General features: G+C 69.8%; 26 protein-coding genes and 1 riboswitch. Of the genes, 16 read left to right on the top strand and 10 right to left on the bottom strand.

The features are described 5' to 3' along the window. Positions 1-43 precede the first annotated feature (43 nt). Positions 44-772, bottom strand: a complete 729-nt coding sequence (locus OX958_RS33220; protein ID WP_270134233.1) for a hypothetical protein — start codon at positions 770-772, stop codon at positions 44-46. 122 nt (positions 773-894) lie between these two features. Here OX958_RS33220 and OX958_RS33215 point away from each other — a divergent pair, with 122 nt between their 5' ends. From OX958_RS33215 to OX958_RS33195, 5 genes are all read left to right on the top strand, one after another. Then, positions 895-1,812: a DUF4397 domain-containing protein gene (locus OX958_RS33215; protein WP_270134231.1), complete on the top strand. Its 918-nt coding sequence runs from the start codon at positions 895-897 to the stop codon at positions 1,810-1,812. 62 nt (positions 1,813-1,874) lie between these two features. Next, positions 1,875-2,465 carry a class F sortase gene (locus tag OX958_RS33210; RefSeq protein WP_270134230.1) on the top strand — a complete coding sequence of 197 codons (591 nt, stop codon included), beginning with the start codon at positions 1,875-1,877 and terminating at the stop codon, positions 2,463-2,465. 73 nt (positions 2,466-2,538) lie between these two features. After that, positions 2,539-3,924, top strand: a complete 1,386-nt coding sequence (locus OX958_RS33205; RefSeq protein ID WP_270134229.1) for a S41 family peptidase — start codon at positions 2,539-2,541, stop codon at positions 3,922-3,924. A gap of 166 nt (positions 3,925-4,090) precedes the next feature. After that, entirely contained in the window at positions 4,091-4,711 is a 621-nt protein-coding gene (locus OX958_RS33200; protein WP_270134228.1) for an L-threonylcarbamoyladenylate synthase, read from the top strand. 32 nt (positions 4,712-4,743) lie between these two features. Continuing rightward, entirely contained in the window at positions 4,744-5,388 is a 645-nt protein-coding gene (locus tag OX958_RS33195; protein WP_270134227.1) for a nitroreductase family protein, read from the top strand. Positions 5,389-5,400: 12 nt separating this feature from the next. On the opposite strand, the gene OX958_RS33190 is transcribed toward OX958_RS33195, so the two are convergent. The 6 genes from OX958_RS33190 to OX958_RS33165 all read right to left on the bottom strand — a co-directional run bounded on the left by OX958_RS33190 (position 5,401) and on the right by OX958_RS33165 (position 9,214). Beyond that, entirely contained in the window at positions 5,401-5,907 is a 507-nt protein-coding gene (locus OX958_RS33190) for a DNA polymerase ligase N-terminal domain-containing protein (protein ID WP_270134225.1), read from the bottom strand. Between the two features lie 92 nt (positions 5,908-5,999). After that, positions 6,000-6,812 carry a sigma-70 family RNA polymerase sigma factor gene (locus tag OX958_RS33185; protein WP_270134224.1) on the bottom strand — a complete coding sequence of 271 codons (813 nt, stop codon included), beginning with the start codon at positions 6,810-6,812 and terminating at the stop codon, positions 6,000-6,002. A gap of 213 nt (positions 6,813-7,025) precedes the next feature. After that, positions 7,026-7,889, bottom strand: coding sequence for a LysR family transcriptional regulator (locus tag OX958_RS33180; protein ID WP_270134223.1), 864 nt, complete (start codon positions 7,887-7,889; stop codon positions 7,026-7,028). Positions 7,890-8,166: 277 nt separating this feature from the next. Then, complete coding sequence (locus tag OX958_RS33175; RefSeq protein WP_270134222.1) at positions 8,167-8,445, bottom strand: DUF4235 domain-containing protein; 279 nt, start codon at positions 8,443-8,445, stop codon at positions 8,167-8,169. After that, positions 8,442-8,783: a DUF3618 domain-containing protein gene (locus OX958_RS33170; RefSeq protein ID WP_270134220.1), complete on the bottom strand. Its 342-nt coding sequence runs from the start codon at positions 8,781-8,783 to the stop codon at positions 8,442-8,444. The genes OX958_RS33175 and OX958_RS33170 overlap by 4 nt, the downstream gene beginning before the upstream one ends. Continuing rightward, on the bottom strand, positions 8,780-9,214 hold the full coding sequence (locus OX958_RS33165; protein WP_270134219.1) for a phage holin family protein: 435 nt from the start codon (positions 9,212-9,214) through the stop codon (positions 8,780-8,782). The genes OX958_RS33170 and OX958_RS33165 overlap by 4 nt, the downstream gene beginning before the upstream one ends. Positions 9,215-9,268: 54 nt before the next feature. Between OX958_RS33165 and OX958_RS33160 the strand changes: the two genes are divergently transcribed. Continuing rightward, a complete protein-coding gene (locus OX958_RS33160) occupies positions 9,269-9,640 on the top strand; it encodes a glyoxalase superfamily protein (RefSeq protein ID WP_270134217.1) in 372 nt (123 codons plus the stop codon). Here the strand turns inward: OX958_RS33160 and OX958_RS33155 are convergent. Beyond that, positions 9,631-10,347: an ANTAR domain-containing protein gene (locus OX958_RS33155; protein WP_270134216.1), complete on the bottom strand. Its 717-nt coding sequence runs from the start codon at positions 10,345-10,347 to the stop codon at positions 9,631-9,633. The genes OX958_RS33160 and OX958_RS33155 overlap by 10 nt on opposite strands. Before the next feature lie 350 nt (positions 10,348-10,697). Here OX958_RS33155 and OX958_RS33150 point away from each other — a divergent pair, with 350 nt between their 5' ends. Then, positions 10,698-10,871 (top strand): hypothetical protein, encoded by a 174-nt coding sequence (locus OX958_RS33150; protein ID WP_270134214.1) that lies wholly within the window; start codon positions 10,698-10,700, stop codon positions 10,869-10,871. A 21-nt stretch (positions 10,872-10,892) separates the two neighbouring features. Here OX958_RS33150 and OX958_RS33145 read toward each other — a convergent pair whose 3' ends face one another. Further along, positions 10,893-12,686 (bottom strand): AfsR/SARP family transcriptional regulator, encoded by a 1,794-nt coding sequence (locus OX958_RS33145; RefSeq protein WP_270134213.1) that lies wholly within the window; start codon positions 12,684-12,686, stop codon positions 10,893-10,895. A 58-nt stretch (positions 12,687-12,744) separates the two neighbouring features. Between OX958_RS33145 and OX958_RS33140 the strand changes: the two genes are divergently transcribed. Further along, the gene (locus tag OX958_RS33140) at positions 12,745-13,614 is read left to right on the top strand and encodes an alpha/beta fold hydrolase (protein WP_270134212.1); all 870 of its coding nucleotides are present in this window, start codon (positions 12,745-12,747) and stop codon (positions 13,612-13,614) included. A 33-nt stretch (positions 13,615-13,647) separates the two neighbouring features. Here OX958_RS33140 and OX958_RS33135 read toward each other — a convergent pair whose 3' ends face one another. Next, positions 13,648-13,860: a DUF3072 domain-containing protein gene (locus OX958_RS33135; RefSeq protein WP_270134210.1), complete on the bottom strand. Its 213-nt coding sequence runs from the start codon at positions 13,858-13,860 to the stop codon at positions 13,648-13,650. A 165-nt stretch (positions 13,861-14,025) separates the two neighbouring features. Next, a riboswitch (glycine riboswitch) is annotated at positions 14,026-14,123 on the top strand. Positions 14,124-14,262: 139 nt separating this feature from the next. Between OX958_RS33135 and gcvH the strand changes: the two genes are divergently transcribed. The 8 genes from gcvH to OX958_RS33095 all read left to right on the top strand — a co-directional run bounded on the left by gcvH (position 14,263) and on the right by OX958_RS33095 (position 24,123). Continuing rightward, complete coding sequence (gene gcvH, locus OX958_RS33130) at positions 14,263-14,670, top strand: glycine cleavage system protein GcvH (RefSeq protein ID WP_270134209.1); 408 nt, start codon at positions 14,263-14,265, stop codon at positions 14,668-14,670. 2 nt (positions 14,671-14,672) lie between these two features. Further along, positions 14,673-15,941, top strand: coding sequence for a serine hydroxymethyltransferase (gene glyA, locus OX958_RS33125; protein ID WP_270134208.1), 1,269 nt, complete (start codon positions 14,673-14,675; stop codon positions 15,939-15,941). 204 nt (positions 15,942-16,145) lie between these two features. Then, positions 16,146-17,459 (top strand): SWIM zinc finger family protein, encoded by a 1,314-nt coding sequence (locus OX958_RS33120; protein WP_270134207.1) that lies wholly within the window; start codon positions 16,146-16,148, stop codon positions 17,457-17,459. Continuing rightward, positions 17,456-18,850: a DUF5691 domain-containing protein gene (locus tag OX958_RS33115; protein WP_270134205.1), complete on the top strand. Its 1,395-nt coding sequence runs from the start codon at positions 17,456-17,458 to the stop codon at positions 18,848-18,850. Before OX958_RS33120 ends, OX958_RS33115 begins: the two co-directional genes overlap by 4 nt. Then, the gene (locus tag OX958_RS33110; RefSeq protein ID WP_270134204.1) at positions 18,847-19,935 is read left to right on the top strand and encodes an ATP-binding protein; all 1,089 of its coding nucleotides are present in this window, start codon (positions 18,847-18,849) and stop codon (positions 19,933-19,935) included. The genes OX958_RS33115 and OX958_RS33110 overlap by 4 nt, the downstream gene beginning before the upstream one ends. After that, positions 19,932-22,109, top strand: coding sequence for a DUF5682 family protein (locus OX958_RS33105; RefSeq protein WP_270134203.1), 2,178 nt, complete (start codon positions 19,932-19,934; stop codon positions 22,107-22,109). The genes OX958_RS33110 and OX958_RS33105 overlap by 4 nt, the downstream gene beginning before the upstream one ends. A gap of 2 nt (positions 22,110-22,111) precedes the next feature. Continuing rightward, on the top strand, positions 22,112-23,269 hold the full coding sequence (locus tag OX958_RS33100) for a VWA domain-containing protein (protein WP_442913235.1): 1,158 nt from the start codon (positions 22,112-22,114) through the stop codon (positions 23,267-23,269). Positions 23,270-23,277: 8 nt separating this feature from the next. After that, on the top strand, positions 23,278-24,123 hold the full coding sequence (locus OX958_RS33095; RefSeq protein WP_270134200.1) for a methionyl-tRNA formyltransferase: 846 nt from the start codon (positions 23,278-23,280) through the stop codon (positions 24,121-24,123). Positions 24,124-24,155: the final 32 nt, after the last annotated feature.

Here is a 24,155-nt window from a genome sequence, read left to right as displayed (position 1 = left end):
TAAGCGCTTCAAAACAGTCGCCCGGAGCGGTCCGCAGCGGAGGTCAGGGTTGCATGGGAAGATTCAGCTGCAGTACTGCGAGAGCCTGGTCGGCGGGGATGCCCTGCTGGATGCCGAGGCCGGGTGGCTCGCCTACGGCGCAACGGGTCTCGGTCCGCTCGGGGCAGCTCGCGTTGAGCAGGCCGCCGCCCGAGATCCGGAAGTTCGTCGGCAGGGTGCCGTCGACACCGGCCGTCAGCGGCCTGATCGCGGCGGATGCGCGTCCGGCCTCGGACGGCAGGCTGCGCACGCTCGACCCGGACAGCCGGTAGACCAGGCGGAAGCGCGTCGCGGCGACCGGCAGCGTCAGTTCGCGGGCCGCGGCCAGTTGCGTTGTCTCCAGTGCCTGCTCATCGTCGGCAGTCACCTTCAGGCTGGTCGCGACCGGCCGGGTCTTGCGCATCATCCCGACCAGGCGCTCTGCCGAGGGCGGCAACTCCAGACGGACGAGCGTGACCTCCGAGCGCAGTACGACGTCCTCGGTGATGTCGAAACTGCCGTCACCTCGCGGTACGGCGGCCAGGTGGATGCCGGGCGCGGTCAGCCCTGGTCCCTCTGCCGTCGGCGCCGGCTGAACCGGTGCTGCCCCGCCACCGTTGGCCAGCGGGCCCGGGCTGGGCGCGACCGGAGTACCAGCCTGTTCGTTCGCTGAACAGCCTGCGATCACACCGAGCCCCAGCACCAGTGCGGCCAGGGCCGTCACCGGACTGTGGATCGATCTGCGTGCGGACATGCGGCACCGCCCCCCACCGGACCCGGACACTTCCTCTGGTGGCCGGATCAACTTCCGCATACGATACGCCGGAATTCGCCTTTCGAGGCAAATACTTATGCATTCCCCGAAGGGATGGGAAAATGCGGAAACGCAGCGTGTCCGGGCAATCTCCAAGAGTTGTCCTCAGGCCTGACAAAATCAGGACAATATTATCGAGAATGCCAGGTCCGCGATTTCGCACAGTGATTTCGGTCGTGCTGGCGGTGACCGTCGCAGGCCTCGGCGCGCTGGTTGCGGTGCCGGCTCAGGCGGCCGGCACCGGCGTACTGCACGTGATCCAGGGGCTGCCCGGACGGACCGTCGACATCGCTGTCGACGGCAGGACGGTTGCCTCGGGCGTCAAAGCGACCGAGGTCGTCGGCCCGCTGACCGTGGCAGCCGGTGCTCGCAGGATCACTGCGAAGGAAGGCGGAAAGGTGGTCCTCGAGCGGCAGGTGACGGTGGCCGTGGACAACAACCTGGACGTCGTCATCCACCGTCCGGCGTCGCCGACGGCAGCTCCGGTGATCACCACCTATGTCAACAAGCTGACCGCCGTGCCGCGGGACAAGGGTGCGGTCCGGGTCGCGCACACCGCCGCGGTCGGGCCGGCCGACATCCGGGTGAACGGCAAGGTGCTATTTGCCAACGTGGCGAACGGGGAATCACTCGACGTAGTCGTTCCGGCCGATACCTACCAGGTCGATATCGTGCCGGCCGGCACGACCACGCCGGTTGTTCTCGGCCCCTTGGACCTGCCGGTCCGGGCCGGATATCTGACCCGCGTTTTCGCGGTCGGCGAGCCGACTTCGAAGACCATGAATGTCGCGGTCGCGACGCTGAAACTGCCCGGCGCCGGGAGCGACAAGCCCGGCTTGGTCAACACCGGCACCGGCGGCCAGGCCGCCGAGCTCGGCCTGACCGGGGAACGGCAGGGCCCGGCGCTGCCGCTGGTCCTTCTGCTGCTCGCGGGCGCCCTGGCGCTGACCGTGACGGTCAGCAAGGCGGTACGTCGCTGAAGCGGATCTTGCTCGGACTGTTGTTGTTCGGCTGCGTGGCCCTGGAGGGGTGCGCCGCGCAAGTGAACGAGGCGGTCCCGAGTGCTGGTGCGAATGACGGCGGTACTCCGGCTGCAGGTCAGCCGGAGCCGTCGTCGTCCGTGCTGCCCGGCGAGGTGCCGCCGGGCAGAGTCGGTACGCCGGCCGCGAGCCAGCGGGTCAGGTTCGTGCCGACGGAGCTCGTCCTGCCGGGTGGCGCTCGGGCCGATGTCCTGCCCGCGGCTACGGTCGGCGGCCAACTCGTCGTACCGGAGCACGTTCGGCGGGTCGGCTGGTGGGACGGTGGAGCGCAGGCGGGTGATCCGTTCGGCTCGGTGGTGATCGCGGGACACGTCGACTCCGCCAAGGAGGGGGTCGGGTTCTTCGCGCGGCTGCTGAAGGCCAAGCCGGGCGAGGTCGTCGTACTGCGCGGCGGCGACCACAGTGCGTCGTACCGGGTGGACTCGGTGACCTCGGTGCTGAAGGGCGCACTGGCGACGGAGAGCGGCGCGTTCGACCAGACCGGTGACCATCGGCTGGTACTGATCACGTGCACGGGTGCCTACGATCGGGCTCGGGGCGGCTACGAGAAGAACCTGGTGGTCAGCGCGACGCCGCTGGGACTGGCGAAGTAGTGGAGGTAGGCCTACCCCTGGCGTAGTGGTCGCTCCCTGTCCGGGGCCGTGGCGACGGACCAGAGTTGCCCGCATGAACATCACCTCGTTGCGCCCCGCGCGCAGGGCCCTGGTGGCGGTCGGGATCGTCGCCGGACTCGCTGTGGCGCCGCTGTCGGTTCCGTCGGCAGCCAGTGCCGCAACCTCCACGGACGGTATCTGGCGGATGGACGGCTACGGCACGGTCGTTGCTATTGACAACGGTAAGGCCAGGCTGTTCTCGACCACCTCGACCACCTCGATCAGCTGTACGCCGGCCGCCGTGTACACCCGGTCCGGCGATCGCTTCACCGCCGACGAGCAGCAGGCCTTCACCTTCCGCGGCCGCCGGGACCGCGCGGTGATGCGGGTCGAGGGCAACGTCGGCAGCAAACACCTGCATCGGCTGGCGAAACTCCCACGGCTCTGCACGGTGCCCGGCGCCACCGGGCCGCTCGCCGTCTTCGACCAGTTCTGGTCGACGTACGCCGAGAACTACCCGTTCTTCCGGGCCAAGGGCATCGACTGGGACAAGGTCCGTGCCACCTATCGGCCACAGGTGAAGCCGACCATGTCCGAGGACGCGTTGTTCGACCTGCTGACCGCGATGATCAAGCCGCTCGGTGACGCGCACACCGCGCTCCGCAGCGAGACCAGGAGCTTTCCCGGCGTCCGGCCGGGCACCACCTTGCCGACGGAGGAACTCGAGGCGCGGATCCGGCCGTACATCGAGAAGGCGACGCTGAAGGGTGCGCGCTTCACGTCGTACGCGAACGACCGGATCGGGTACGCCGATCTGCCGGGCCGCGTCGGCTACCTCCGGGTGATCGCGTTCCTGGGCTACGGCGACGTGCCCGACTACAACGCCGAGCGGAAGATCCTCGACGACACGCTCGACCAGATCCTCACCGAGCAGCGGGCGAGGAGCCTGCGCGGCCTGATCATCGATCTGCGGATCAACGGTGGCGGCTCCGACCAGCTCGGCCTCGACCTGGCGTCGCGACTCACCGGCAAGCGGTTCTTCGCCTACAGCAAGCGGGCTCGCAACGACCCGTCCGACCCGGCCGCGTTCACCACTGCCCAGCCGCTGTTCGTCCACCCGTCCGAGCGGACGAAGTACACCGGACCGATCACGATCCTGACCAGCGGCTCGCAGATGAGCGCCGGCGAGACCTTCACCCAGGCGATGGCCAACCGCACGCCGCGACCGATCCGGATCGGCCAGAACACCCAGGGCGTCTTCTCCGACGTACTGGTCCGGACGCTGCCGAACGGCTGGCAGTTCATCGTGCCGAACGAGGAGTTCCGCACCCGGGACCGGAAGAGCTACGACGGACCCGGCCTCCCGCCGGACCTGCGGACCCCGGTCTTCACGCCGGCCGAGTTCGCGGCCGGGCGTGACACGGCCAACCGGACGGCCCTGAAGCTGCTGGTCAGGTAGTCCATCGGGGCACCCCGGACCTGTCCCTGATCTACACTCCAAGCCGTTCCCAGTACCGGGAACGGCTTGGAGTATGTGTCTGATGAACGCCCGTCCGATCCTGATCACCGTCTTCGCCCTCACCACGCTGGCGCTCAGCCTGCTGCTTTAGCGCTAGGGTCGGAGAATGGCCAGGTATTTCGACGTGCACCCGGACAACCCGCAGAAGCGAGCCATCGGTCAGGTGGTCGACCTGATCCGCGGCGGCGGCCTGGTCGCCTATCCGACCGACTCCTGTTTCGCGCTCGGCTGCCAGCTGGGCAACAAGGACGGACTGGACCGGATCCGGACCATCCGGCAACTCGACGACCGGCACCACTTCACCCTGGTCTGCCAGGACTTCTCCCAGCTCGGGCAGTTCGTGCACATCAACAACGCGGTGTTCCGCTCGATCAAGGCCGCGACGCCGGGCAGCTACACCTTCATCCTGCCGGCGACCAAAGAGGTCCCGCGCCGGCTGCTGCACCCGAAGAAGAAGACGGTCGGCGTCCGCATCCCCGACCATGTCGTCACCCAGGCCCTGCTCGAGGAACTCGGCGAGCCGCTGCTGTCGAGCACCCTGCTGCTGCCGGACCAGGAAGAGCCGATGACCCAGGGCTGGGAGATCAAGGAACTGCTCGACCACCAGATCGACGCCGTGATCGACTCCGGCGACTGCGGCACCGAGCCGACCACGGTGATCGACTTCTCCGAGGACACCCCCGAGATCGTCCGGGTCGGCGCGGGGGACCCCAGCCCGTTCGAGTAGGACGAGGTCACGCGGGCTGACAAACTGGTTCGGTGACCACACTCGACCTGACGCCGGACGAACTGCTCACCACCACCCGCACGGTCCGCAAGCGGCTCGACCTGGAGCGACCGGTGCCGATGGACCTGGTCCGCGAGTGCATCGAGGTCGCGCTCCAGGCGCCGTCCGGGAGCAATCGGCAGACGTGGCACTGGCTGGTGATCACGGACCCGGAGAAGCGAACAGCGATCGGGGAGTACTACCGGCGCTCGGTCGCGTCGTACCTGGAATCCCCAGGGGCGGCCGGACGGCTGCACGCCGACGATCCGGACCGGGCTTCGGTCCAGCAGCGAGTCGGCTCGAGTGTCGCCTACCTCGGCGACCGGATGGGGCAAGTGCCCGTTCTGGTCATCCCCTGCCTCCAGGCGAAGTCACTGGGCGCGGGCAATCAGGCGGGCCTGTGGGGCTCGATCCTGCCCGCCGCTTGGCAGTACTGCCTGGCCGCCAGAGCGCGCGGCCTCGGCACTGCTTGGACCACCCTGCACCTGGCCTACGAGCAAGAGATCTCTGACCTGCTGGGGCTGCCAGAAGACATTCGGCAGTCCGTGCTCCTGCCGACCGCCTACTACACCGGCGACACCTTCAAGCCGGCTCCACGTCAGCCGGTGGACGAGGTTCTCCACGTGGACGGCTGGTAGGCCGGCGAAGCTTCAGCTTGCGGTGGCTGCCAGCTCTTCGATGGTCAGGCCACTGATGATGGAGCGCGGCTCGGCCGTGGTCAGGTCGAGCAACGGATCGGCTGCCTCGTCGCGGACCTTGACGAGCAGCCAGTCGCCGGCGCGGCCGGTCCGGGTGAACGCCCACGAGCCGGTCAACTTCACACCGTGCAAGGCGAATCGGAAGTGTCCCCGCTCGATCGCCTCCGCAGGATCGACCAGCTTGCGTTCTTTGTCCCGCGTCTGGTTCTGGTACTCCCCGGCGTCCCAGATGATCACGGCACCGCTCCCGTACCGCGCACCCGCGTGAACGCCTTCGTACGTCGCGTAGTCCATCGCGTGGTCATCGGTCGGCACCGCGAGCCGCTTGACCGCCGGATCGAGCGACGGGCCACGGGGTACCGCCCAGGACTTCAGGACGCCGTCGACCTCGAGCCGTACGTCGTAGTGCAGTCGCCGCGCGTCGTGCAGCTGGACGACGAAGACGGGGGCTCTGGGCATCCGGGCGTGGTTCCTCTCCGCCGGTGATCCGCGCGCAGACAAGTCTACGGCGGACCACCGCGGGGAGGTCGTTACCGAACCTGGCGGGAGGATCAGGCGGCGGTCACGGCGGGAGGCTCGATCTGGTCGCGCAGCCGGTCCAGGATGCCGCGCAGCAGCCGGGAGACCTGCATCTGGCTGACGCCGATCTCGGCGCCGATGTCGGCCTGGGTGTGACCCTCGACGAACCGCAGTTCGAGGATCTTGCGTTCGCGCGGGGTGAGGTCGTTCAGGACCGGTTCGAGCATCGCGATCGCCTCGGTCCGCTCGAACTCGCTGTCGGCCTCGTCGGCGATGGTGTCGGCGAGGCTCGCGGTGGATTCGCCGTCCAGCGGCCGGTCCAGGGAGAGCACGGAGAAGCAGCCGTCCGCGGCCAGCGCGGCCTCGATCTCGGCGACGTTCGTGCCGACCGCCTCGGCCAGCTCCTCCAGGGTGGGATCGCGCTGCAGATCCTGCACGAGCTGCGGCCGCACGGAGGCGATCGAGCCCTGCAGTTCCTGCAGCCGGCGCGGGATGCGGACCGTCCAGGAACAGTCCCGGAAGTACCGCTTCACCTCGCCGCGGATGGTCGGTACGGCGTAGGCGAGGAAGGGGGTCTCGGTGTCGGGACGATAGCTACGGGCAGCTTTGAGCAGCCCCAGGTAGGCGACCTGATCCAGGTCGTCGGCCTCGACACCGCGGCCGCGGAAACGGCCGGCAATGCTGTGGGCGATCCCGAGATTCAACTCGATGGCTTCTTCCAGCAGGGACTGCCGGACGGTCTCGTCGGTGGCTTCGGCGCGCCGGGTGAGAAGGTCCCGGGTGATCACATCGCGCTGTTGCTTCGGATCGCGGTGCAACTTCGGTTCAGCAAGTACGGTAACCATGATTCTTGACCTCGCGACGGTGAGTCACGGCGCGGCACATGTCTGGACCGCGGTCAATATCTGTGAGGTCATTCCTACCCCATGAATCCCGAAGTTATGCATTCGAGGGTCGAAATTCATCAACTCGCAGGGTCGAGACCGGCCGGAAACATCAACACTGGTTGAAGAAACGCCCCACGAAGATCGCGTTCGCTATCCGGTCGGATGATGGCGCTAGTCCAGAGTGCGGAGTACCGCGAGGGCCGCGGCGGGGGTGCGCGGAGAGTCACGCCACCGCAGCGACCACCCGTACGGCGGAACGCCGGCCGCGAGTGGCCGGACCACCACCCCGGCCGGGTACGGCGTCGAGAGCAGCCCCACCGCGACGCATTCGCCGGCCCGCACCAGGTCGGCCACGGAGCTCGAGCGCGCGGGATGCCTGCGCGGCGCGAATCCGGCGGTGCGGCAGCAGGCCAGCACGAACTCGTTCCACTCCGGTGCGAGATCGTCCGGCGGCAGGTAGTGCAGCTCGTCGGTCAGTTCCCGCACCGCGACCGACTCCGCGGAAGCGAGCGGATGACTCTCCGGCAGCGCTACGCCGAGCGCCTCCCGGCGGATGATCCGCTGCATGACCCCGTCGGGACAGCGAGCCGTGGAACCGCACAGTGCGAGATCGAGCTCCCCGGCAAGCAGCCGCTGCTGTTGCTCGCGGGTGCCACGGTTGCTGATCTCCAGCCGGAACGACGGCAACCGGTCGCGCAGTCGAGCGAGCACCGCGCGCGGGGTGACCAGGTTGGTCTGCATCAGGTCGATGCGCAGCACCTGGTCGCGGGCCGCGGCGGCGGTGGCATCGGCGATACCCGACCTGATCGCGGCGAGAGCGCCGCGGGCATGCGGCAGGAAGGCATCGCCGGCGGCGGTCATCGTCACCCCGCGAGGCGACCGGTTGAACAACTGCGCGCCCAGTTGGGACTCGAGCCGGCGGATCTGGTTGCTCAACGCCGGTTGTGACACGTAGAGCCGGCGGGCCGCGGCGGTGAAATGCAGTTCCTCCGCCATCACCAGGAAGTACCGCACCAGCCGTAGATCGACATCCATACCTCTCGGGACCTTCCCCACCTTCGACCGCCAGAAGCCTGCGACGGTAGTGGGCCGGACCGGCGCGCGTCGAGGGCTCGGCGACGAGAACACGCATCCCTTACACAGAACGAAGAAACCGCGGTCACCTGTCGGCCGTTTGCCCGACAGCACCTGACCCGGACAGGCGACGGCCCCGACGCTGTCTGCTCAACGCCGGGGCCAATGGCAACCAGTACTTGCTTCTTTTCCAGTGCCCTTCCGCTCTCACTTCATGCGAGCGGCGGAGCACACATCTTCAGTTTCCGGGCCACTCCCCGGTCCACCGCTCGAACGCCTTGGCGCCGCCACGGTCCACCGCGGCCTTGACCATGGCGTACACGGCGCCCTGGAGCGCGGCGGCGAGCAGGACCTCACGCCACGGGTACTCCGCCTGGAGCGCGTCAGGCGCGTCGTCCTGGTCGCTGATCCGGCGCCAGACCTGCTTGAAGACGGCGCCGGCAACCAGACCACCGGCGATACCGCCGAGCAGTCCGAACGGGCGGTAGGCGAGCTGGGCGGCCTTGTTGTTCTTCACCGGCCACGCCCCACGAGCCACGCGGCTGCGCCGACCCCGAGGGCTACGGCACCACCGACAGCGGCAGCGGCCCTCGGATGCTGCCGGGCTGCCACCGGCATCTGCTTCGCCCGGGCCGGCAGGTTCCGTGCGCTGTCCTTCGCGCGCCAGCCCGCAGTACTGGCCGCCTGTACTGCGCGGTGCCCGGCGCTGGCCGCCGACTCTTTCAGCCGACGAGGCACGTTGAGTTGACGGCTCAGCTCCTGGACGGTGTCGGCCAAGTGCTGCCGGGTCATCTCCAGATCGGCCCGCAGGGCTTCGGTCTCGGTCAGGCCGGTGTGCTTCGCAGTGGTGGTCATGCGGTGACCTTCCGTTCCGGCCGGTGGCCCTTGAGTGCCTCGATGTCCTCGTGCACGCCTTCGACGGCCTGCTCCGGCATCGGCGGCGTGGCCTGGGTGACGTGCTTCTTGCCGAGCAGCGCGGCGACCCCGGCGACGGCGAACAGCACCAACGCGATGATCAACGCCGACAACCAGGCCGGTACGGCGGTCGCGAGGCCGAGGATGGCAGCGGCGACCAGCGCGCCGACGCCGTACACGGCGACCGTGCCGGCGCCGCCGAACAGGCCGAAACCGATGCCGGCCTCCTTGCCCTTGTCCTTGAGCTCGGCCTTGGCCAGTTGCAGCTCGTCGCGAACCAGCCGGCTCACATCATTGCTGAGCTGGGCCACCAGAGTGCCGATCTGTTGCTCCTGGCGGTCGGTCTCGGTGTTCTCGCGCTGCATGGTCATGGTGACCTGGTACCCACCGATGATGTCGCCAAGCAACCACAGGAGGCAGGCACGATGGACTGGAAACTCGAACTGGTCTCGGTACCGGTGTCGGACGTGGACCGGGCGAAGCAGTTCTACACCGAGCAGGTCGGTTTCAACGCCGACCACGACCACCAAGTCACCGACGAGTTGAGGTTCGTCCAGCTGACCCCACCCGGCTCGGCCTGCTCGATCGCCATCGGCACGGGGACGCCGCAGGCCGAGCCCGGCTCGGTGCGTGGACTGCAGCTCGTCGTCGCCGACGTCGCCGCGGCCCGGGAGGAGTTGGTCGGTCGCGGAGTCGAGGTCAGCGAGGTACAGGAGTTTCCGTGGGGCACGTTCGTCTTCTTCGAGGACCCTGACGGCAACGGCTGGGCGCTACAGCAGCTGCCTGACTACAGCTGAGCGTTCGGGCGCCGATAGACGAGCTCTGCCAGCAGGGCGTCGGCGCGGGCCGTCGTCAGCGGTTCCGATCGGAGGTCCTGGACGGCGGTCAGCAGGTGGTTCGACACTTCGTCGACCGACAGGCCGGCGCGACGGGCATGCCAGACCAGCATCGCTGCCGCCGCGTCGGCGTCCAGCCGGTAGACCATCATCAGCACGCCACAGGCCTGGTCGACGGCGCCGCGGGTGAGCATCGCGCGGTACAAGGCGCGGACTTCGGCCAGCAGTTCGCCGGGATCCGGCGCGGCCGGACCCGGGGTCGACAGGAGCACCCGGATCGCTTCTTCCAGGCGGTCGAAGACCGGGACCGGCTCCTCACGGTCGGCGCAGACCAGGGTCAGCATGCGGCGGTAGACCGGGCTCAGGCCACTGATCGCCGCCGGCACGGCCAGGTCCTCCGGGGTGATGGCGTCGAGCAGGACGGCCAGGCCGGCCGCATCGCAGGTCACCAGCCCGGAGGCGTCGACCAGTAGCCGCTGGGGCCGGCGGCCGAGCGCGTGCCGGAAGGTCTGCGGCAGGTGCGCCTGAACGGCTCCGTGCAACCGGCCTGTCAGCCGGGCGATCAGCAGCGCCGGGCTGAACTCGAAGCGGACGTCGAGACCGGGCCCGGGAACCAGCAGCCGGTCGACGGCTGCCGACGGTGAGGTGGGCGGTTCGGGAGGCGGCAAGTCGGCGTCCTCGCGGCAGGCGCGGCATCGGCTCGACCTCTGAACCTGGGCTCACGGTAGGTGAAGCGGGCCGACGTGTCGAGGGTGGATTAGGGACGGATTCTTCGAAAAGTCCTTACCTGGTTGGAGATGAACCGCGGGCAACCGGAGTCCGGACAGTTCGGGATACCGCTGGGTCGTAGCTGGTCACCGGTTGTAAGGTGGGCTCTGGTTGAGCAGCCAGCCGGCGTTCGATGCGTCGACGACTGCGGTCCCTGCCGAGGACGACTATGACCGATCTGCACCACCACCCCGTTCCTGCGGTGCGACGCCGCAAATCCGTGACCGCCCCTGTTCAGAAGTCTGGTGCCATGTCTGTTGCCACCCCGGTGCGTCCCTCGAACGTCCGGCCAGAAGCCGTCCAGGTCCAGCTGGGAGGTCGCTGGATCGCCGGTCAGGCGCTGGCCCGGCGCGGCGGTGAGGTGCTGGTCAGTCACCACGGCCACCTGGTCTGGGTCGACCAGCAGTCCGTCCGCAAGCCCTGACCACTGTGGGGCCCGCTTCAGCTAGTTGCTGAGGCGGCGGCTGAGCTCTGCCAGGTAGCCGTCGATGGGCCCGAAGTTCACCAAGCCGCTGCCGGCCGCCAGTTGACCTGCCGCAGGCGTCAGCGCTGCCAGCGCGTCCCGCATCGTCGGCAGGTCGTCCTGTTCGATCGCTTGTCGCGCGACCAGGCACCACTGAGCTTCCAGCAAGAGGCCCGGGCGCGGAGTCGCTGCTGAGCCGCCGGACCCGAGCGACTGCAGCGCCAGCGGCAGTAGCCCGTCCGCCAAGCCGGGCATGCCGGCCGTGTCCAGCAGCGTCGCGGCCCTCCGGTACGCCGTTTCGTCAGCCGCCCGCATCGCGAGGTACCAGGTGGTGAACACCGCGACCAGTGGCAGCTCGAAGCGTTCCGCCAGCTCGTCGGCGGCCTGAGCCTGCGCATCGGCCGCGGCGAAGTCGCCCAGCGCACTGAGAGCCTGCAGCCGAATCAGGTGGCCCAGTACTTCGTACGTGGTCAGGTCGTGGCGGCCGGCCAGCGTGATGAGTTCGGAGCCGATCTGGTCGCGCTCGGGTGCCAGGCCTGCCCGGTAGAAGGTCTGCATGAACAGGCCGTTCAAGGCGAAGGCCAGCAAGGCTGGGTCCTCCAGCCGCCGGGAGATCTCCACTGCTTCTCGGGCCGCGGCCAGGCCACGGGTGCTGTTGCGGCCACGCGATTCGACCGCCACTGTCGCCAGAAGCCGAGCACGGGCCGCTTCCTGCGTGGTCGCTGACAGGGCGCGCTCCGCTGCCGCCACGATCTCGTCGGCTTGGCGTTGGTCGTCAGAGCGCGTCCAGATCGCCGGTACGTCGTACAGGCCGATCACCCGAGCCGTCAGGTTCGGATCGCCCAGCTCCTCGGCCGCGGTGATGGCGGCCAGCCTGTGTTCGCGGGCAGCCTCCAAGCCGCTGCCGCCGGTCACCGCGAGATTGCGGAGCAGCCCGACGGTCGACTCCAGCCGTGCGCGGGCAGTGGAACTCACTGCCCGGTCATAGGCCGCAGTGGCCTGTGCCCACACCTGCCCTGCTGCGTGCGGATCCAGGTGGTCGGCCTGGTTGAGGATGTCCGTCTCCAGCCGCTGCAACGCGGGACCGGGGTCGACACCGAGTTGCTCGACCAGCAGGGTGCGCGCTTTACGCAGTACTGCGAGCGCGTCGCCTTGGCGGCCTGAGCGGTACAGCGCCAGCGCCAGCAGCCGCCAGGCGTCCTCACGCCACGGGTGCTCGGCCACATGCGCATCCAGTGCCGGTACTGCGTCCGCAGCAAGTCCCAGCGCGAGTCTTGCCTCGGCCTGGCGCTCAATGGCGGTCAGCCGCAGCTCCGCCAGCCGGGAGCGCTCTGCATGAGCCCAAACCGCGTCGGCGAACTCTGCATAGGCCGGACCTCGCCACTGGGCGACTGCCGCTTCGAGCATGGCCAATGCGTCTTGCGGCGGGCGCGTGGCGCTCTCCTCCAGCGACTGCTCGAAGCGCCAAGCGTCGACGTCAGTTGCTTTCAGGGCATAGCCCGGACCCTCGGTGATCAGCAGCGCGGGCGGCGTGCGCGGCGGCCGGTCAGGCTCCAGCGCGCGCCGAAGTGCCGCCACGAAGGTGCGGACGGAGCTGGTGGCGCCGTCGGGCGGGACCGTCCACAGGTCGTCGACGAGCGAGTTGACCGGCACGATCCGGCCGCGGGCGATGATCAGGCGAGCCAGGACGGCGCGATGCCGAGGTCCCCTCAGTGCCAGCTCGGCGCCGTCGCGCCAGGCCGTCACCGGTCCGAGCACCCCGAAAGCCACCTGCACCAGCTCACCGTATAGCTCTGCTCATCGGATGCTCATCGGCGCGCGGCAGGCTCTTTCCATGAAGATTCCTGGTTTCACCTATCAGCACGTGCAGGTCGCCGACGGGGTCTCGCTGAACGCCGCGATCGGCGGCACCGGCACCCCGATCGTGCTGCTGCACGGCTTCCCGCAGACCCACTTGATCTGGCGGCACGTCGCCGCCGAGCTGGCGACCGACCACACGGTGATCTGCCCCGACCTGCGCGGCTACGGCGCCAGCGACAAGCCGGCGGAGACCGACGGTACGGCGTACTCGAAACGCACGATGGCCGCCGACATCGTGGCCCTGGCCGCCGCCCTCGGGCACCCGGAGTTCGCGCTGGTCGGACACGATCGGGGTGCTCTGGTGGCCTTCCGCGCCGGGCTCGACCACCCGGACAAGATCACCCAGCTGGTCTGCCTCGACGTGCTGCCGACCCTGGACATGTGGGACGCGATGCACGGCGTCAACGCCGCTGTCGCCTTCCACCTCTACCTGATGGCCCAGCCGCCCGGCTTGCCCGAGGAGCTGATCGCGGCCGCGCCGGACGCCTTCTTCAGCTACTTCCTCGACCTGTGGATCAAAGACCCGGCCGCGATCCCGGCGGAGATCCGGGCTGCCTACCTGACGGCTTCCCGCGAGGCTGTGGTCTCGATCGTTGCCGACTACCGCGCGAGCGCGGGAATCGATGTCGAGCACGATCGCGAAGACCTTGCCGCCGGCAACAAGCTGCGGATGCCGGTCGCCGTGGTCCAGCAGGACTGGGGCAGCGCCCTCGGCTTCGACGCCGCCGCCCTCTGGTCCGCCTGGGCGCCGGACCTGCGCCACTCCACCACCACCGCCGGCCACTTCATGGCCGAAGAAGCTCCGGCGGAGATCACCGAGACGATCCGGAGCCTCCTGGCCTAAGCTGTCGGCAGTGAGTCCCCGATCCGGACCGGCTCAGCTCTGACCTCGGCCGGTGCGCACCTGCAGCTCCTCGATCAGCTGCGACGCCTCGGCCTTCGTCAACTCGCCGGCCGGCAGTTCCTCGCCGGCCTCCTGCGCGAGAGTGCTCAGGTACGACGCCTGCGGCCCGGTCATCGGCTCGTCCCCGGTGGACCAGTCCGCCGGATCCTTGTCGGGGACCGGCTGTACCTCGTCGTTGGTGCTCATCAGACGCTCCTACCCATCGAACAATTGCTCGGTTGTCGCTTACCAATCCCTCTGTACCCAGCCCGCGAAGCGCCATGCACCAGCCGTGCTCCGCGGCTGAGGAGCATCTCGACAAGCGGTCGGGCATCGCCTACTGTCAGCTCCGACAACTCAAGACCGCGCCGTCGACACCGGGCGGGAGAGTCCCCGCCGCATCAGGTGAGGGGACGCCGGAGGAGCAACTCTCCCCAGAATCTCTCAGGCCCCGATACCGCTCGGAAGAGGCGACTCTGGAAAGCCGGGATCGAGTCGATCCCGCACCCACGGTGCAAACCGCCCGACCGGCGGTGAAGCTCTCAGGTACCGATGACAGAGCGGGGAGGCCCACCATCCCGGCCACGGCCGGGGGAAAAGAGCCTCCTCATGCCCCAAAGTCCTGCCGGCGCGCTGCCCGGCGACGACCGGTACCGCTACACCGCGGGCCACGAATGGCTGTGCCCCGATGCCGGCGGACTCGTGCTGATCGGCGTCACCGCGTTCGCCGCCGACGCGCTCGGCGACATCATCTTCCTCGACCTCCCACCGGTCGGTACCGCGCTCACCGCGGGCGCCGCCTTCGGTGAGATCGAGTCCACCAAGTCGGTCGGCGACCTGCACGCCCCGGCCGGTGGAGAGGTTGCCGAGGTCAACGAGGCCGCGGTGGCCGAACCGGGACTGCTGAACAGCGACCCGTTCGGCGCCGGCTGGCTGGTCAAGCTCCGGCTGACCGAAGAACCCGCCGGGCTGCTCGACGCCGCGGCGTACACCGAGCTGATCGAGCGGGGTGAGTGATCGTGCTGGAGACGCCACTCACCGAGTTCGACCCCGAGATCGCCGCCGCGCTGGCGGCCGAGCTCGGCCGCCAGCAGAGCACGCTGGAGATGATCGCCTCGGAGAACTTCGCGCCGCTCGCGGTGATCCAGGCCCAGGGCTCGGTGGCCACCAACAAGTACGCCGAGGGCTACCCCGGCCGCCGGTACTACGGCGGCTGCGAGCACATCGACGTGATCGAACGCCTCGCCCAGGACCGGGTGAAGGAGTTGTTCGGCGCCGGTTTCGCCAATGTCCAGCCGCACTCCGGTGCCTCCGCCAACGCCGCGGTGATGAGCGCGCTGCTCCAGCCCGGGCAGACGATCATGGGCCTCGACCTCGCCCATGGCGGCCACCTCACCCACGGCATGCGGCTCAACTTCTCCGGCCGCCTGTACGACGTGGTGCCCTACCACGTGCGCGCCGACGACCATCGGGTCGACATGGACGAGGTCGAGCGGCTCGCGAAGGAGCACCAGCCGGCCCTGATCGTGGCGGGCTGGTCGGCGTATCCGCGGGTGCTGGACTTCGCGGAGTTCCGCCGGATCGCGGACTCCGTCTCGGCGTACCTGATGGTCGACATGGCGCACTTCGCCGGACTCGTCGCGGCTGGTGAACACCCGAACCCGGTGCCCTACGCGCACGTCACCACGACCACCACCCACAAGACGCTCGGCGGTCCGCGCGGTGGGGTGATCCTGACCAACGACGCCGACCTGGCCAAGAAGGTCAACAGCTCGGTCTTCCCCGGCCAGCAGGGCGGGCCGCTGGAGCATGTCATCGCCGCCAAGGCGGTCGGCTTCAAGCTGGCGGCGAGCCCGGAGTTCCGCGAGCGGCAGAAGCGCTCGCTGGCGGGCGCCAGGATCCTCGCCGATCGCCTGCTGGCCGACGATCTCGAGCAGGCCGGCGTCGCGGTCGTCTCCGGCGGCACCGACGTGCACCTCGTCCTGGCCGACCTGCGCGACTCGGAACTCGACGGCCGGCAGGCAGAGGACCGGCTGCACCAGATCGGCATCACGGTGAACCGCAACGCGGTGCCGTTCGACCCTCGGCCGCCGATGGTCACCTCGGGCCTGCGGATCGGGACACCGGCCCTGGCCAGCCGTGGCTTCGGTGAGCCGGCCTTCGAGGAGGTCGCCGAGATCATCGCCCGGGCGCTGCTCCCCGGCTTCGACGACCGCCGCGCCGCCGTACTGGGGCAAGCGGTCAGCGCACTGGCTGCCGCCCATCCGCTCTACGCCTCGCTGGGCTGAGCACCGAGGTCGCGCCGGGCGGTGTACCTACGGACAGGTAGTGCACCGCCAGACGCTGTCCACATCGCCGCCACCTCCGCTCAGGTGCACTAGTTGCCGCGCACTACTTCCTGTCGCTCTGTCCGAAGTCGGGGCAGGTGAGGTGGTGTGTCGGCGGCGGGTGGCAGGATCTGCGGGGTAACGGGCTGAGCGGTGGGGGGTGCGGTGGCGGGCTGGGACGTGGAGCAGGTGCTGGCGATGGCGCCCGATGCCGCGTCGGCCAAGGCTGCCCAAGGGCTGGCCCGGCCGCAGCGGTGGTCGGAGATCGGCAGCTCCGAGCGTGCGCTGTGGGGCCTGTGCCAGGGGAGCGGCAAGAAGCCGTACCAGACCGTCGTCGACCGGAGCGGCCCGGCGTTCAGGTGTTCGTGCCCGAGCAGGAAGTTCCCCTGCAAGCACGCACTCGCGCTGATGCTGCTCGCCGCCGTCGGCCAGGTACCGGAAAGGGCCGAGGCCGAGTGGGCCTCCAGCTGGCTGGAGGATCGGGCGTCCCGGGCCGAGAAGTCGGCTGAGAAGGCAGAGCGGAAGCCCGGCGAGGTGGCCGATCCGCTGGCGGCTCAGCAGCGGGTGACGCGCCGAGCTGACCGGGTGTCGGCAGGCATGGCCGAGTTGCAGAGCTGGCTCGACGACCAGGTACGCCGCGGCCTCGGCGGTTTCGAGCAGCGCGGTTACGGCGAGCTGAGTCGTCTGGCCGCGCGGATGGTCGACGCCCAGGCTCCCGGCGTAGCAGGCGCCGTACGCCGGGCCGCCGCCGTCGTCGGCCGCGGTCACGGCTGGCCCGGCGAGCTGCTCGAAGAGCTCTCCCTGATCCACCTCATCGTCTCGGCCCACGCTCGGCTCGGTGAAATCCCACCGAGGCTGGCCGACACTGTGCAGTCGCGAATCGGCTGGACCGTCGAGACCGCCCGTGTGCTGGCCGAGGGAGAGAAGGTCGAGGACGACTGGCTGGTGCTCGGCCGGGTGATCGAGCCCGACGACCACCTGACCGTACGACGCCTCTGGCTCCGCGGCTCCAGCACCGGACGCCTGGCCCTGATCCTCAACTTCGCTGCCGGCGGCCGCCAACTTGACCCGCTCCCGGCCCGTCCCGGAGAGCTGGTGCCGGCCGTGCTCTCCTACTACCCGGGTGCCCTGCCGATGCGGGCCCTCCTGACCCAGACGGCGCACCGTCTCCCTGCCCCGCGCCCAGGCGGCCTCAACGCCAAACAGGCCCTCGCCTCGTACGTCGAATCGCTGGCAGCCGATCCTTGGAACGAGCGCTGGCCACTGGTGCTCGCGGACGTTCGCCCTGCCCGCAACGGCGATCAGTGGGCCTTCGTCGACAGCGCGGGTGACGCGCTGGAAGTCCTGCCAGGGGTAGACCTCTGGCAGCTGCTCGCTGTCTCCGCAGGCGACCCGATCACCGTCGCCGGCGAGTGGAACCGGGCAGGCTTCAAGCCGATGACCTGCTGGCACGGCGACCGTCCGGTGGTCCTCTCATGAGGGGCTGGGACGGCCTGGTCAGCTCGGCCCTTCTCGGCACCGAGCGCAGACCTGCACGTTTCGACGATCTACCACCGGCGATCCAGGAGCAGTTGGGCGACGGCAACCTCCTCGACGCGGCAGCGCTGGCCACCCTCTACAAGCGAGCCGGCCGTACGCCGCTGGAAGGCCTGACGCCACTACCGTCCACCCACGGCGAGGACCAGCCGCTTCCCAGGCCGGCTGCCATCCGCCGGCTCGCAGCGATGCTCACCGGCTTCCAGACCACTGCTCTGGGTGAATGGCTGCGGGCAGCTGATGCCAAGGGCTGGGGCGTTCCTCCCGAGCACCTCCCCGCTCTGGCCGACTACGCCCGCGGTCGCGCGGAGTACCGGCCGTTGGTGGTCAAAGCCGCGGGGCGCCGGGCGAGCTGGCTGGCGGATCTCAACCCCGACTGGCGCTTCCTCCACGAAGCTGTTGTCGAGGGCAACGATCATTGGACCCACGGCAACTCGACCCAGCGCCGCAGCTGGCTGCGGGCCCGCCGTCAGGCAGATCCGGCCGCAGCACTGGAAGCGCTGCGAGAGGTCTGGCCCACCGAGCCGGCCCCGGCCCGGCTGGACTTCCTCGGCCTGCTGACCGAGAACCTGTCCGCGGCCGACGAGGAGTTCCTGGAGCAAGCCCTCGACGACCGCTCCAAGGAGGTACGCCGGGCCGCGGCCGGCCTGCTTGCGCGGAGTCCCGGGTCGCAGTACGGCGAGCGGATGGCCCAACGCGTCCGATCGCATCTCATCGTGAGCCAAGGCGTGATTGCCGTCGACCTGCCGACCGAAGTCACTCCGGCGATGGAGCGCGACGGCATCGACCCGCAGCCGCAGGACGGAATCGGCAAGCGGGCTTGGTGGTTCCGGCAGCTGGTCGCCGCAGCACCGCTGTCCACCTTCGAGCTGGACGACCTCCAACTCGACGTCGAAGGCTGCTCACCCGAGGTGTTGCAGGTCGCGTGGTCACAGGCAGCCGTCCGCGAAGGCTCGGCCGAGTGGGCCCGGGCGCTGCTGCTCGCGAATGCCAGGACCGGCGGCAGGGTCGCCGAGCTGCTGCGGATCCTGCCACCTGACGAGTGGGTGCCGGCCGTGGAGCTGCTGCGCACCCGCGTCGACATCGCCGATCTGGTCGGCGGGTTGCCGGTTCCGTGGCCGCCGGGGCTCGCCACCAGCATCCTCGACCAGCTGGCGAAGGCCGGCACCGCGCGAACGGCGGCGCGGCTGGCGAGCATCGCGGCGCGCGCCGTACCGGCCGAAGTACTGGACCATCCGATCACCCGCGAACCGACCGGTGAGGAAGACACCTGGCGGCGACGCCTGGTGGAGACGCTGAACTTCCGCCGTGAACTGTACGAGGAGCTGTCATGACCGTCACCCCTGAAGTACTGCGCCCGCACGCCGAGGACGAGTACGCCGTGGAGCTGGCCGCGCTGGCAGCCACCGACGACCGGCTCCGGCCACCCGCGTGGAAGCTGTCACCGGCCGCGGTGGTGACCTACCTGCTGGGCGGCAAGGCGGGTGACGTCGAGATCACCCCCAAGTACGTCGGCCCGCGCCGGCTGGTCGAGGTCGCGGTCGCCACCCTCGCGACGGATCGCGCGTTGCTGCTGCTCGGCGTACCGGGAACGGCGAAGACGTGGGTCAGCGAGCACCTGGCGGCAGCGATCAGCGGGGACTCGACGCTGCTCGTGCAGGGCACCGCCGGCACGGCCGAGGAGTCGATTCGCTACGGCTGGAACTACGCGCAGTTGATCGCCCAGGGCCCGAGTGAGGCAGCGCTCGTGCCCAGCCCGGTGTTCCGGGCGATGGCCGACGCGAAGATCGCCCGGATCGAGGAGCTGACCCGGATGCCGTCCGACGTACAGGACGCGCTGATCACGATCCTGTCCGAGAAGGCGCTGCCGATCTCCGAGCTCGGCACCGAGGTCCAGGCCCGCAAGGGATTCAACGTGATCGCCACCGCCAACGATCGCGACAAGGGCGTCAACGAACTGTCCAGCGCGCTCCGGCGCCGGTTCAACACGGTCGTCCTGCCGCTGCCCGACGACGCCGAGGACGAGGTCGCGATCGTCTCCCGCCGGGTCGCGCAGCTCGGCGCCTCGCTCGAACTGCCGGAGCAGGACGACGCGGTGGAGGAGATCCGCCGGGTCGTCACCGTGTTCCGCGAGCTGCGCTCCGGGCGGACCGAGGACGGCCGGACCGCGGTCAAGTCACCCTCGGGAACGCTGTCGACCGCCGAGGCGATCAGCGTGGTGACCGGTGGGCTCGCGCTGGCGACGCACTTCGGCGACGGCGTACTGCGCTCGAACGACGTGGCCGGCGGCATCCTCGGGGCCGTGGTCAAGGACCCGTCGGCGGATCGCGTGGTCTGGTCGGAGTACCTGGAGACCGTGGTCCGCGAACGCGACGGCTGGGCCGACTTCTACCGGGCCTGCCGGGACATCTCCGGATGACCGTCCACCTTTTCGGCATCAGGCACCACGGCCCCGGGTCCGCCCGGGCGCTCGCGACCGCGCTGGCGGAGCTGCAACCCGACATCGTGCTGATCGAGGGACCGCCCGAGGCCGACAAGGTGGTCGAGCTGGCCGCCTCCGCGCAGATGGTGCCGCCGGTGGCTCTGCTGGCCTATGCGGCCGATGACTCGACCCGCGCCGCGTTCTGGCCGTTCGCGGTGTTCAGTCCGGAATGGCAGGCGATCACGCACGCGCTGGCGAGCGGCGTACCGGTGCGGTTCTGCGACCTGCCCGCGGCGTACCAGTTCGGCAGTTCCGGGCGGGAGGATCGGCGCGGAATGTCGGCCGATCCGCTGGCGACGCTGGCCGCGGCCGGTGGGTACGACGATCCCGAGCGCTGGTGGGACGACGTGATCGAGCATCGGCGCGACGGTGCCGAGCCGTTCACGGTGATCGCGGAGGCGATGACCGAACTGCGCCGCGGTGAGGAGGCGTCCGGGCGGGAGGCGCAGCGCGAGGCCTTTATGCGGACGACGTTGCGCAAGGCAATCAAAGAGGGGTTCGAGCGGATCGCCGTGGTCTGCGGCGCCTGGCATGTCCCTGCCCTGCAAGCGCCGTTGCCACCGGCAACGCACGACCAGCGGATCCTGAAGGGCTTGCCGAAACGCAAGGTCGCCTGTACCTGGGTGCCCTGGACACACGGCCGGCTGGCCACGGCCAGCGGGTACGGCGCCGGCGTCACCTCACCCGGCTGGTACCACCATCTCTTCACCGCGCCCGACCAGATCACCACCCGCTGGCTGACCAAGGTCGCTCACGTACTGCGGGCCGAGGACCTGCCGGTGTCGAGTGCTCACGTCATCGAGGCAGTGCGGCTGGCCGATGCCCTTGCCGCGTTGCGGGAGCGCCCGCTGGCCGGCTTGAGCGAGGTCACCGAGGCGACGCGCGCGGTGATGTGCGGTGGCAACGACGTACTGCTCAACCTGGTGACGCGCGAGGCGGTCGTCGGGGAGTTGCTCGGCGCAGTACCGGCTGAGACTCCGCAAGCACCGGTGGCTGCGGATCTCGCCGCGCAGGCTCGGCGGTTGCGGCTGAAACGGGACGCGGCCGAGCGGGTGGTCGAGCTGGATCTGCGGAAGCCGAACGACCTGGAGAAGTCCCGGCTGCTGCACCGGCTGCGGATCCTCGGCATCGACTGGGGTGTGCCGACCGCCGATGAACGCCGGAACCAGGGCACCTTCCGGGAGAGCTGGAAGCTCGCCTGGGATCCCGGGCTGGAGGTCGACCTGGTGGCTGCCGGTGCCCACGGGACGACCGTGCTCGGCGCGGCGACGACGACGATGCTCAAGGCGGCCGAGGACTCCGCCACCCTCGCCGAGATCACCTTTGCGCTGGAACGCTCGCTGCTGGCCGATCTCGCCGAGGCGTTGCCGACCTTGTTGCAGGGCGTCGACACCCGGGCCGCCAAGGACGCGGACGTCGGGCATCTGATGGCGGCGCTGCCCGCTCTCGCGCGTTCCGCCAGGTACGGCGATGTGCGCGGCTCGTCCGCAGAAGGACTCGGTCTGGTGGCCGGACGCATGGTGTCGCGGGTGTGCGCCGGTCTCGCCCGCACCGTTCACGGTCTCGACCCGGAGGCGGCTGCTTCGGTGCTCGAGCTGATCGACGGCGTGCAGGATGCGACGGCCTTGCTGGCCGAGCCCGCGCGGCTCGAGTGGCTCAACACGCTGCAGGGCTTGAGCGATCGGCCGTCCGTGCCGCCGGTGATCGCGGGCCGTCTGACCCGTTTGATGCTCGACACGTCACGGCTGGAGGCTGCCGAGGTGGCGCTCCGGCTGGGACGGGCCCTCTCTCCCGGTACGCCGACCGCCGACGCCGCGGGGTACGTCGAAGGCTTCCTGGCCGGCGGCGGACTCCTGCTGGTGCACGACGAACGGCTGCTGACTCTCGTCGACGCCTGGCTGGCCGCGATCCCCGACGAGGCGTTCCTGGAGGCGCTACCCCTGCTCCGCCGAACGTTCGGAACCTTTGCCTCGCCGGAGCGACGGTCGATCGGTGAGCGGGCCCGAGCGCTGGACGATCCAGCCGCCGCGGTCCTTGCCGATGACAACGAACTCGACCAGCTGCTGGCCGCCTCGGTCCTGCCGGTCGTCAAGCTTCTGCTGGGGGTGTGACGATGCCCGACGACGAACGCCTGCGGCGCTGGCGGATGGTGCTCGGCAGTGAAGCCGACCCCGAGACCGGTACGGCGCTGTCTGCTGCCGATCGCTCTGTCGACGCGGCGCTCGCGGCCCTGTACGACGCCGAGCGGGGTGAGCCCGGCACCAAGCGATCGGCCGGCCTGGGCTCGTCGGCGCCCCGGGTGGCGCGCTGGCTCGGCGACATCAGGCAGTACTTCCCGAGCACGGTCGTCCAGGTCATGCAGCGGGATGCGGTCGAGCGGCTGGGCATCACCCGGATGCTGATGGAGCCCGAGCTGCTGAACGCCGTCGAACCCGACGTCCACCTGGTCAGCACCTTGCTCGCGCTGAACGAGGTGATGCCCGAGGAAACCAAGCAGACCGCCCGCGAGGTGGTCGGCCGGGTGGTGGCCGAGCTGGAGGCCCGCCTGGCCGAGCGCACCCGCGCCGCGGTGAGCGGGGCCCTGAACCGAGCGGGTCGCACCGGCCGGCCGCGGCACTCCGACATCGACTGGGACCGCACGATCCGCGCCAACCTGAAGCACTTCTCGCCGGCCCTGGGCACGATCGTGCCGGACCGTCTGGTCGGCTACGCCCGCCGCAATCACGCCGTCCAGCGCGACGTCGTCCTGGCGATCGACCAGTCCGGCTCGATGGCCGAGTCCGTCGTCTACGCCGGCCTGTTCGGCGCCGTCCTCGGATCGATGCGCGCCCTGCGGACCAGCCTCGTCGTCTTCGACACCGCTGTCGTCGACCTCACCGACGAGCTGGACGACCCGGTGGACGTCCTGTTCGGCACCCAGCTCGGCGGCGGCACCGACATCAACCGCGCCGTCGCCTACTGCGAACAGCTGATCACCCGGCCGGGCGAGACGGTGATGGTGCTGATCAGCGATCTCTACGAGGGCGGCATCCGCGAGGAACTCCTGCGCCGGGCCCGCCACCTGGTCGAGTCCGGGGTCCAGCTGATCGCGCTGCTCGCGCTGTCCGACTCGGGCACTCCGTCGTACGACGCGGAGAACGCGGCCGCGCTGGCCGACCTCGGAGTCCCCACCTTCGCCTGTACGCCGGAGCTGTTCCCCGACCTGATGGCGGCGGCGATCCGTCGCGACGACATCTCGGCGTGGGCCGCGGCCAATGTGGCGGGTGATTGACTGATCCCATGCGGATCGTCACGATGAACGCGTTCTGGCCCGGCTACGCCAATATCGCGGGCTGGGCCGAGGAGCACGGCCACGAGATCGTGCTGGTGGTGACGCCGCCGGCCGGGGCCGGCGATCGGTACGACGCCGCCGCGAAGCCGTTCCTGCTGGAGCTGCCGCGCACGGCCGACGTACTGGTGACCGGCAAGCTCCGCACCGTGGCGGCCGCCGCCATCGCGGCACTGGAGCCGGATCTGGTGATCTCGGCCGCCTTCCCGCGGCTGATCCCGGCGGAGATCCTGAAGATCCCGGTGTACGGCGCTGTGAACCTGCACCCGTCACCGCTCCCGGCCGGTCGCGGGCCGAACCCGGTCCGGCTGGTCTACGAGGGTGCGACCACGGTCGGAGCGACGCTGCACCGGACCGAGGCGGAGTTCGACACCGGCGCGATCCTCAGTCAGCGCGAGCGGCCGCTGCCGGCCGACCTGGCCGGACCGGCGATTTTCCAGGCCTGGCGCGAGATGCTGCGTGAAGTACTGGTGGAGGGAGCCGCCCGGGCGTTCGCCGGGGAGCAGGGATCGCCGCAGGATCCCGCGCTGGCCTCGGAAGCGCCGATGTTCACGCCGGAGGAACAGGTGCTCCGGCTGACCGATCCGGGCGCGGTCCTGGTCCGGAAGTCGGCGGCGCTGAACGTGCTGGAGGCCAAGACCAGGGTGATCGTGGCCGGAATCAAGCAGCCGATCCGCCTCGTCGAGCTGGTCTCGGCGGGCGAACGGACGCCCCAGCCCGGCGAGGTCGTCGGCTACCACACCGACGGCTGGACGGTCCGCTCCGGCGACGGCGTCGTCCGCCTGTACCGGAGCTGACCGGGAATGGAACCACCGCTCCGGCAAGTTGG

The sequence above is a fragment of the Kribbella sp. CA-293567 genome (genome assembly GCF_027627575.1).
Lineage (GTDB): Bacteria > Actinomycetota > Actinomycetes > Propionibacteriales > Kribbellaceae > Kribbella.
This window is presented reverse-complemented; position numbering and strand designations above follow the sequence as displayed.

Bases quoted from the DNA above. Each gene is read 5' to 3' on its own strand.
- OX958_RS33165 (WP_270134219.1), bottom strand. From the start codon at position 9,214: ATGACCATGCAGCGCGAGAACACCGAGACCGACCGCCAGGAGCAACAG.
- OX958_RS33105 (WP_270134203.1), top strand. From the start codon at position 19,932: ATGACCGTCCACCTTTTCGGCATCAGGCACCACGGCCCCGGGTCCGCC.
- OX958_RS33135 (WP_270134210.1), bottom strand. From the start codon at position 13,860: ATGAGCACCAACGACGAGGTACAGCCGGTCCCCGACAAGGATCCGGCG.
- OX958_RS33200 (WP_270134228.1), top strand. From the start codon at position 4,091: ATGGCCAGGTATTTCGACGTGCACCCGGACAACCCGCAGAAGCGAGCC.
- OX958_RS33205 (WP_270134229.1), top strand. From the start codon at position 2,539: ATGAACATCACCTCGTTGCGCCCCGCGCGCAGGGCCCTGGTGGCGGTC.
- OX958_RS33095 (WP_270134200.1), top strand. From the start codon at position 23,278: ATGCGGATCGTCACGATGAACGCGTTCTGGCCCGGCTACGCCAATATC.
- OX958_RS33190 (WP_270134225.1), bottom strand. From the start codon at position 5,907: ATGCCCAGAGCCCCCGTCTTCGTCGTCCAGCTGCACGACGCGCGGCGA.
- OX958_RS33150 (WP_270134214.1), top strand. From the start codon at position 10,698: ATGTCTGTTGCCACCCCGGTGCGTCCCTCGAACGTCCGGCCAGAAGCC.
- OX958_RS33100 (WP_442913235.1), top strand. From the start codon at position 22,112: ATGCCCGACGACGAACGCCTGCGGCGCTGGCGGATGGTGCTCGGCAGT.
- OX958_RS33220 (WP_270134233.1), bottom strand. From the start codon at position 772: ATGTCCGCACGCAGATCGATCCACAGTCCGGTGACGGCCCTGGCCGCA.
- OX958_RS33180 (WP_270134223.1), bottom strand. From the start codon at position 7,889: ATGGATGTCGATCTACGGCTGGTGCGGTACTTCCTGGTGATGGCGGAG.
- OX958_RS33160 (WP_270134217.1), top strand. From the start codon at position 9,269: ATGGACTGGAAACTCGAACTGGTCTCGGTACCGGTGTCGGACGTGGAC.
- OX958_RS33215 (WP_270134231.1), top strand. From the start codon at position 895: ATGCGGAAACGCAGCGTGTCCGGGCAATCTCCAAGAGTTGTCCTCAGG.
- OX958_RS33170 (WP_270134220.1), bottom strand. From the start codon at position 8,783: ATGACCACCACTGCGAAGCACACCGGCCTGACCGAGACCGAAGCCCTG.
- OX958_RS33185 (WP_270134224.1), bottom strand. From the start codon at position 6,812: ATGGTTACCGTACTTGCTGAACCGAAGTTGCACCGCGATCCGAAGCAA.
- gcvH (WP_270134209.1), top strand. From the start codon at position 14,263: ATGCCCCAAAGTCCTGCCGGCGCGCTGCCCGGCGACGACCGGTACCGC.
- OX958_RS33110 (WP_270134204.1), top strand. From the start codon at position 18,847: ATGACCGTCACCCCTGAAGTACTGCGCCCGCACGCCGAGGACGAGTAC.
- OX958_RS33115 (WP_270134205.1), top strand. From the start codon at position 17,456: ATGAGGGGCTGGGACGGCCTGGTCAGCTCGGCCCTTCTCGGCACCGAG.
- OX958_RS33140 (WP_270134212.1), top strand. From the start codon at position 12,745: ATGAAGATTCCTGGTTTCACCTATCAGCACGTGCAGGTCGCCGACGGG.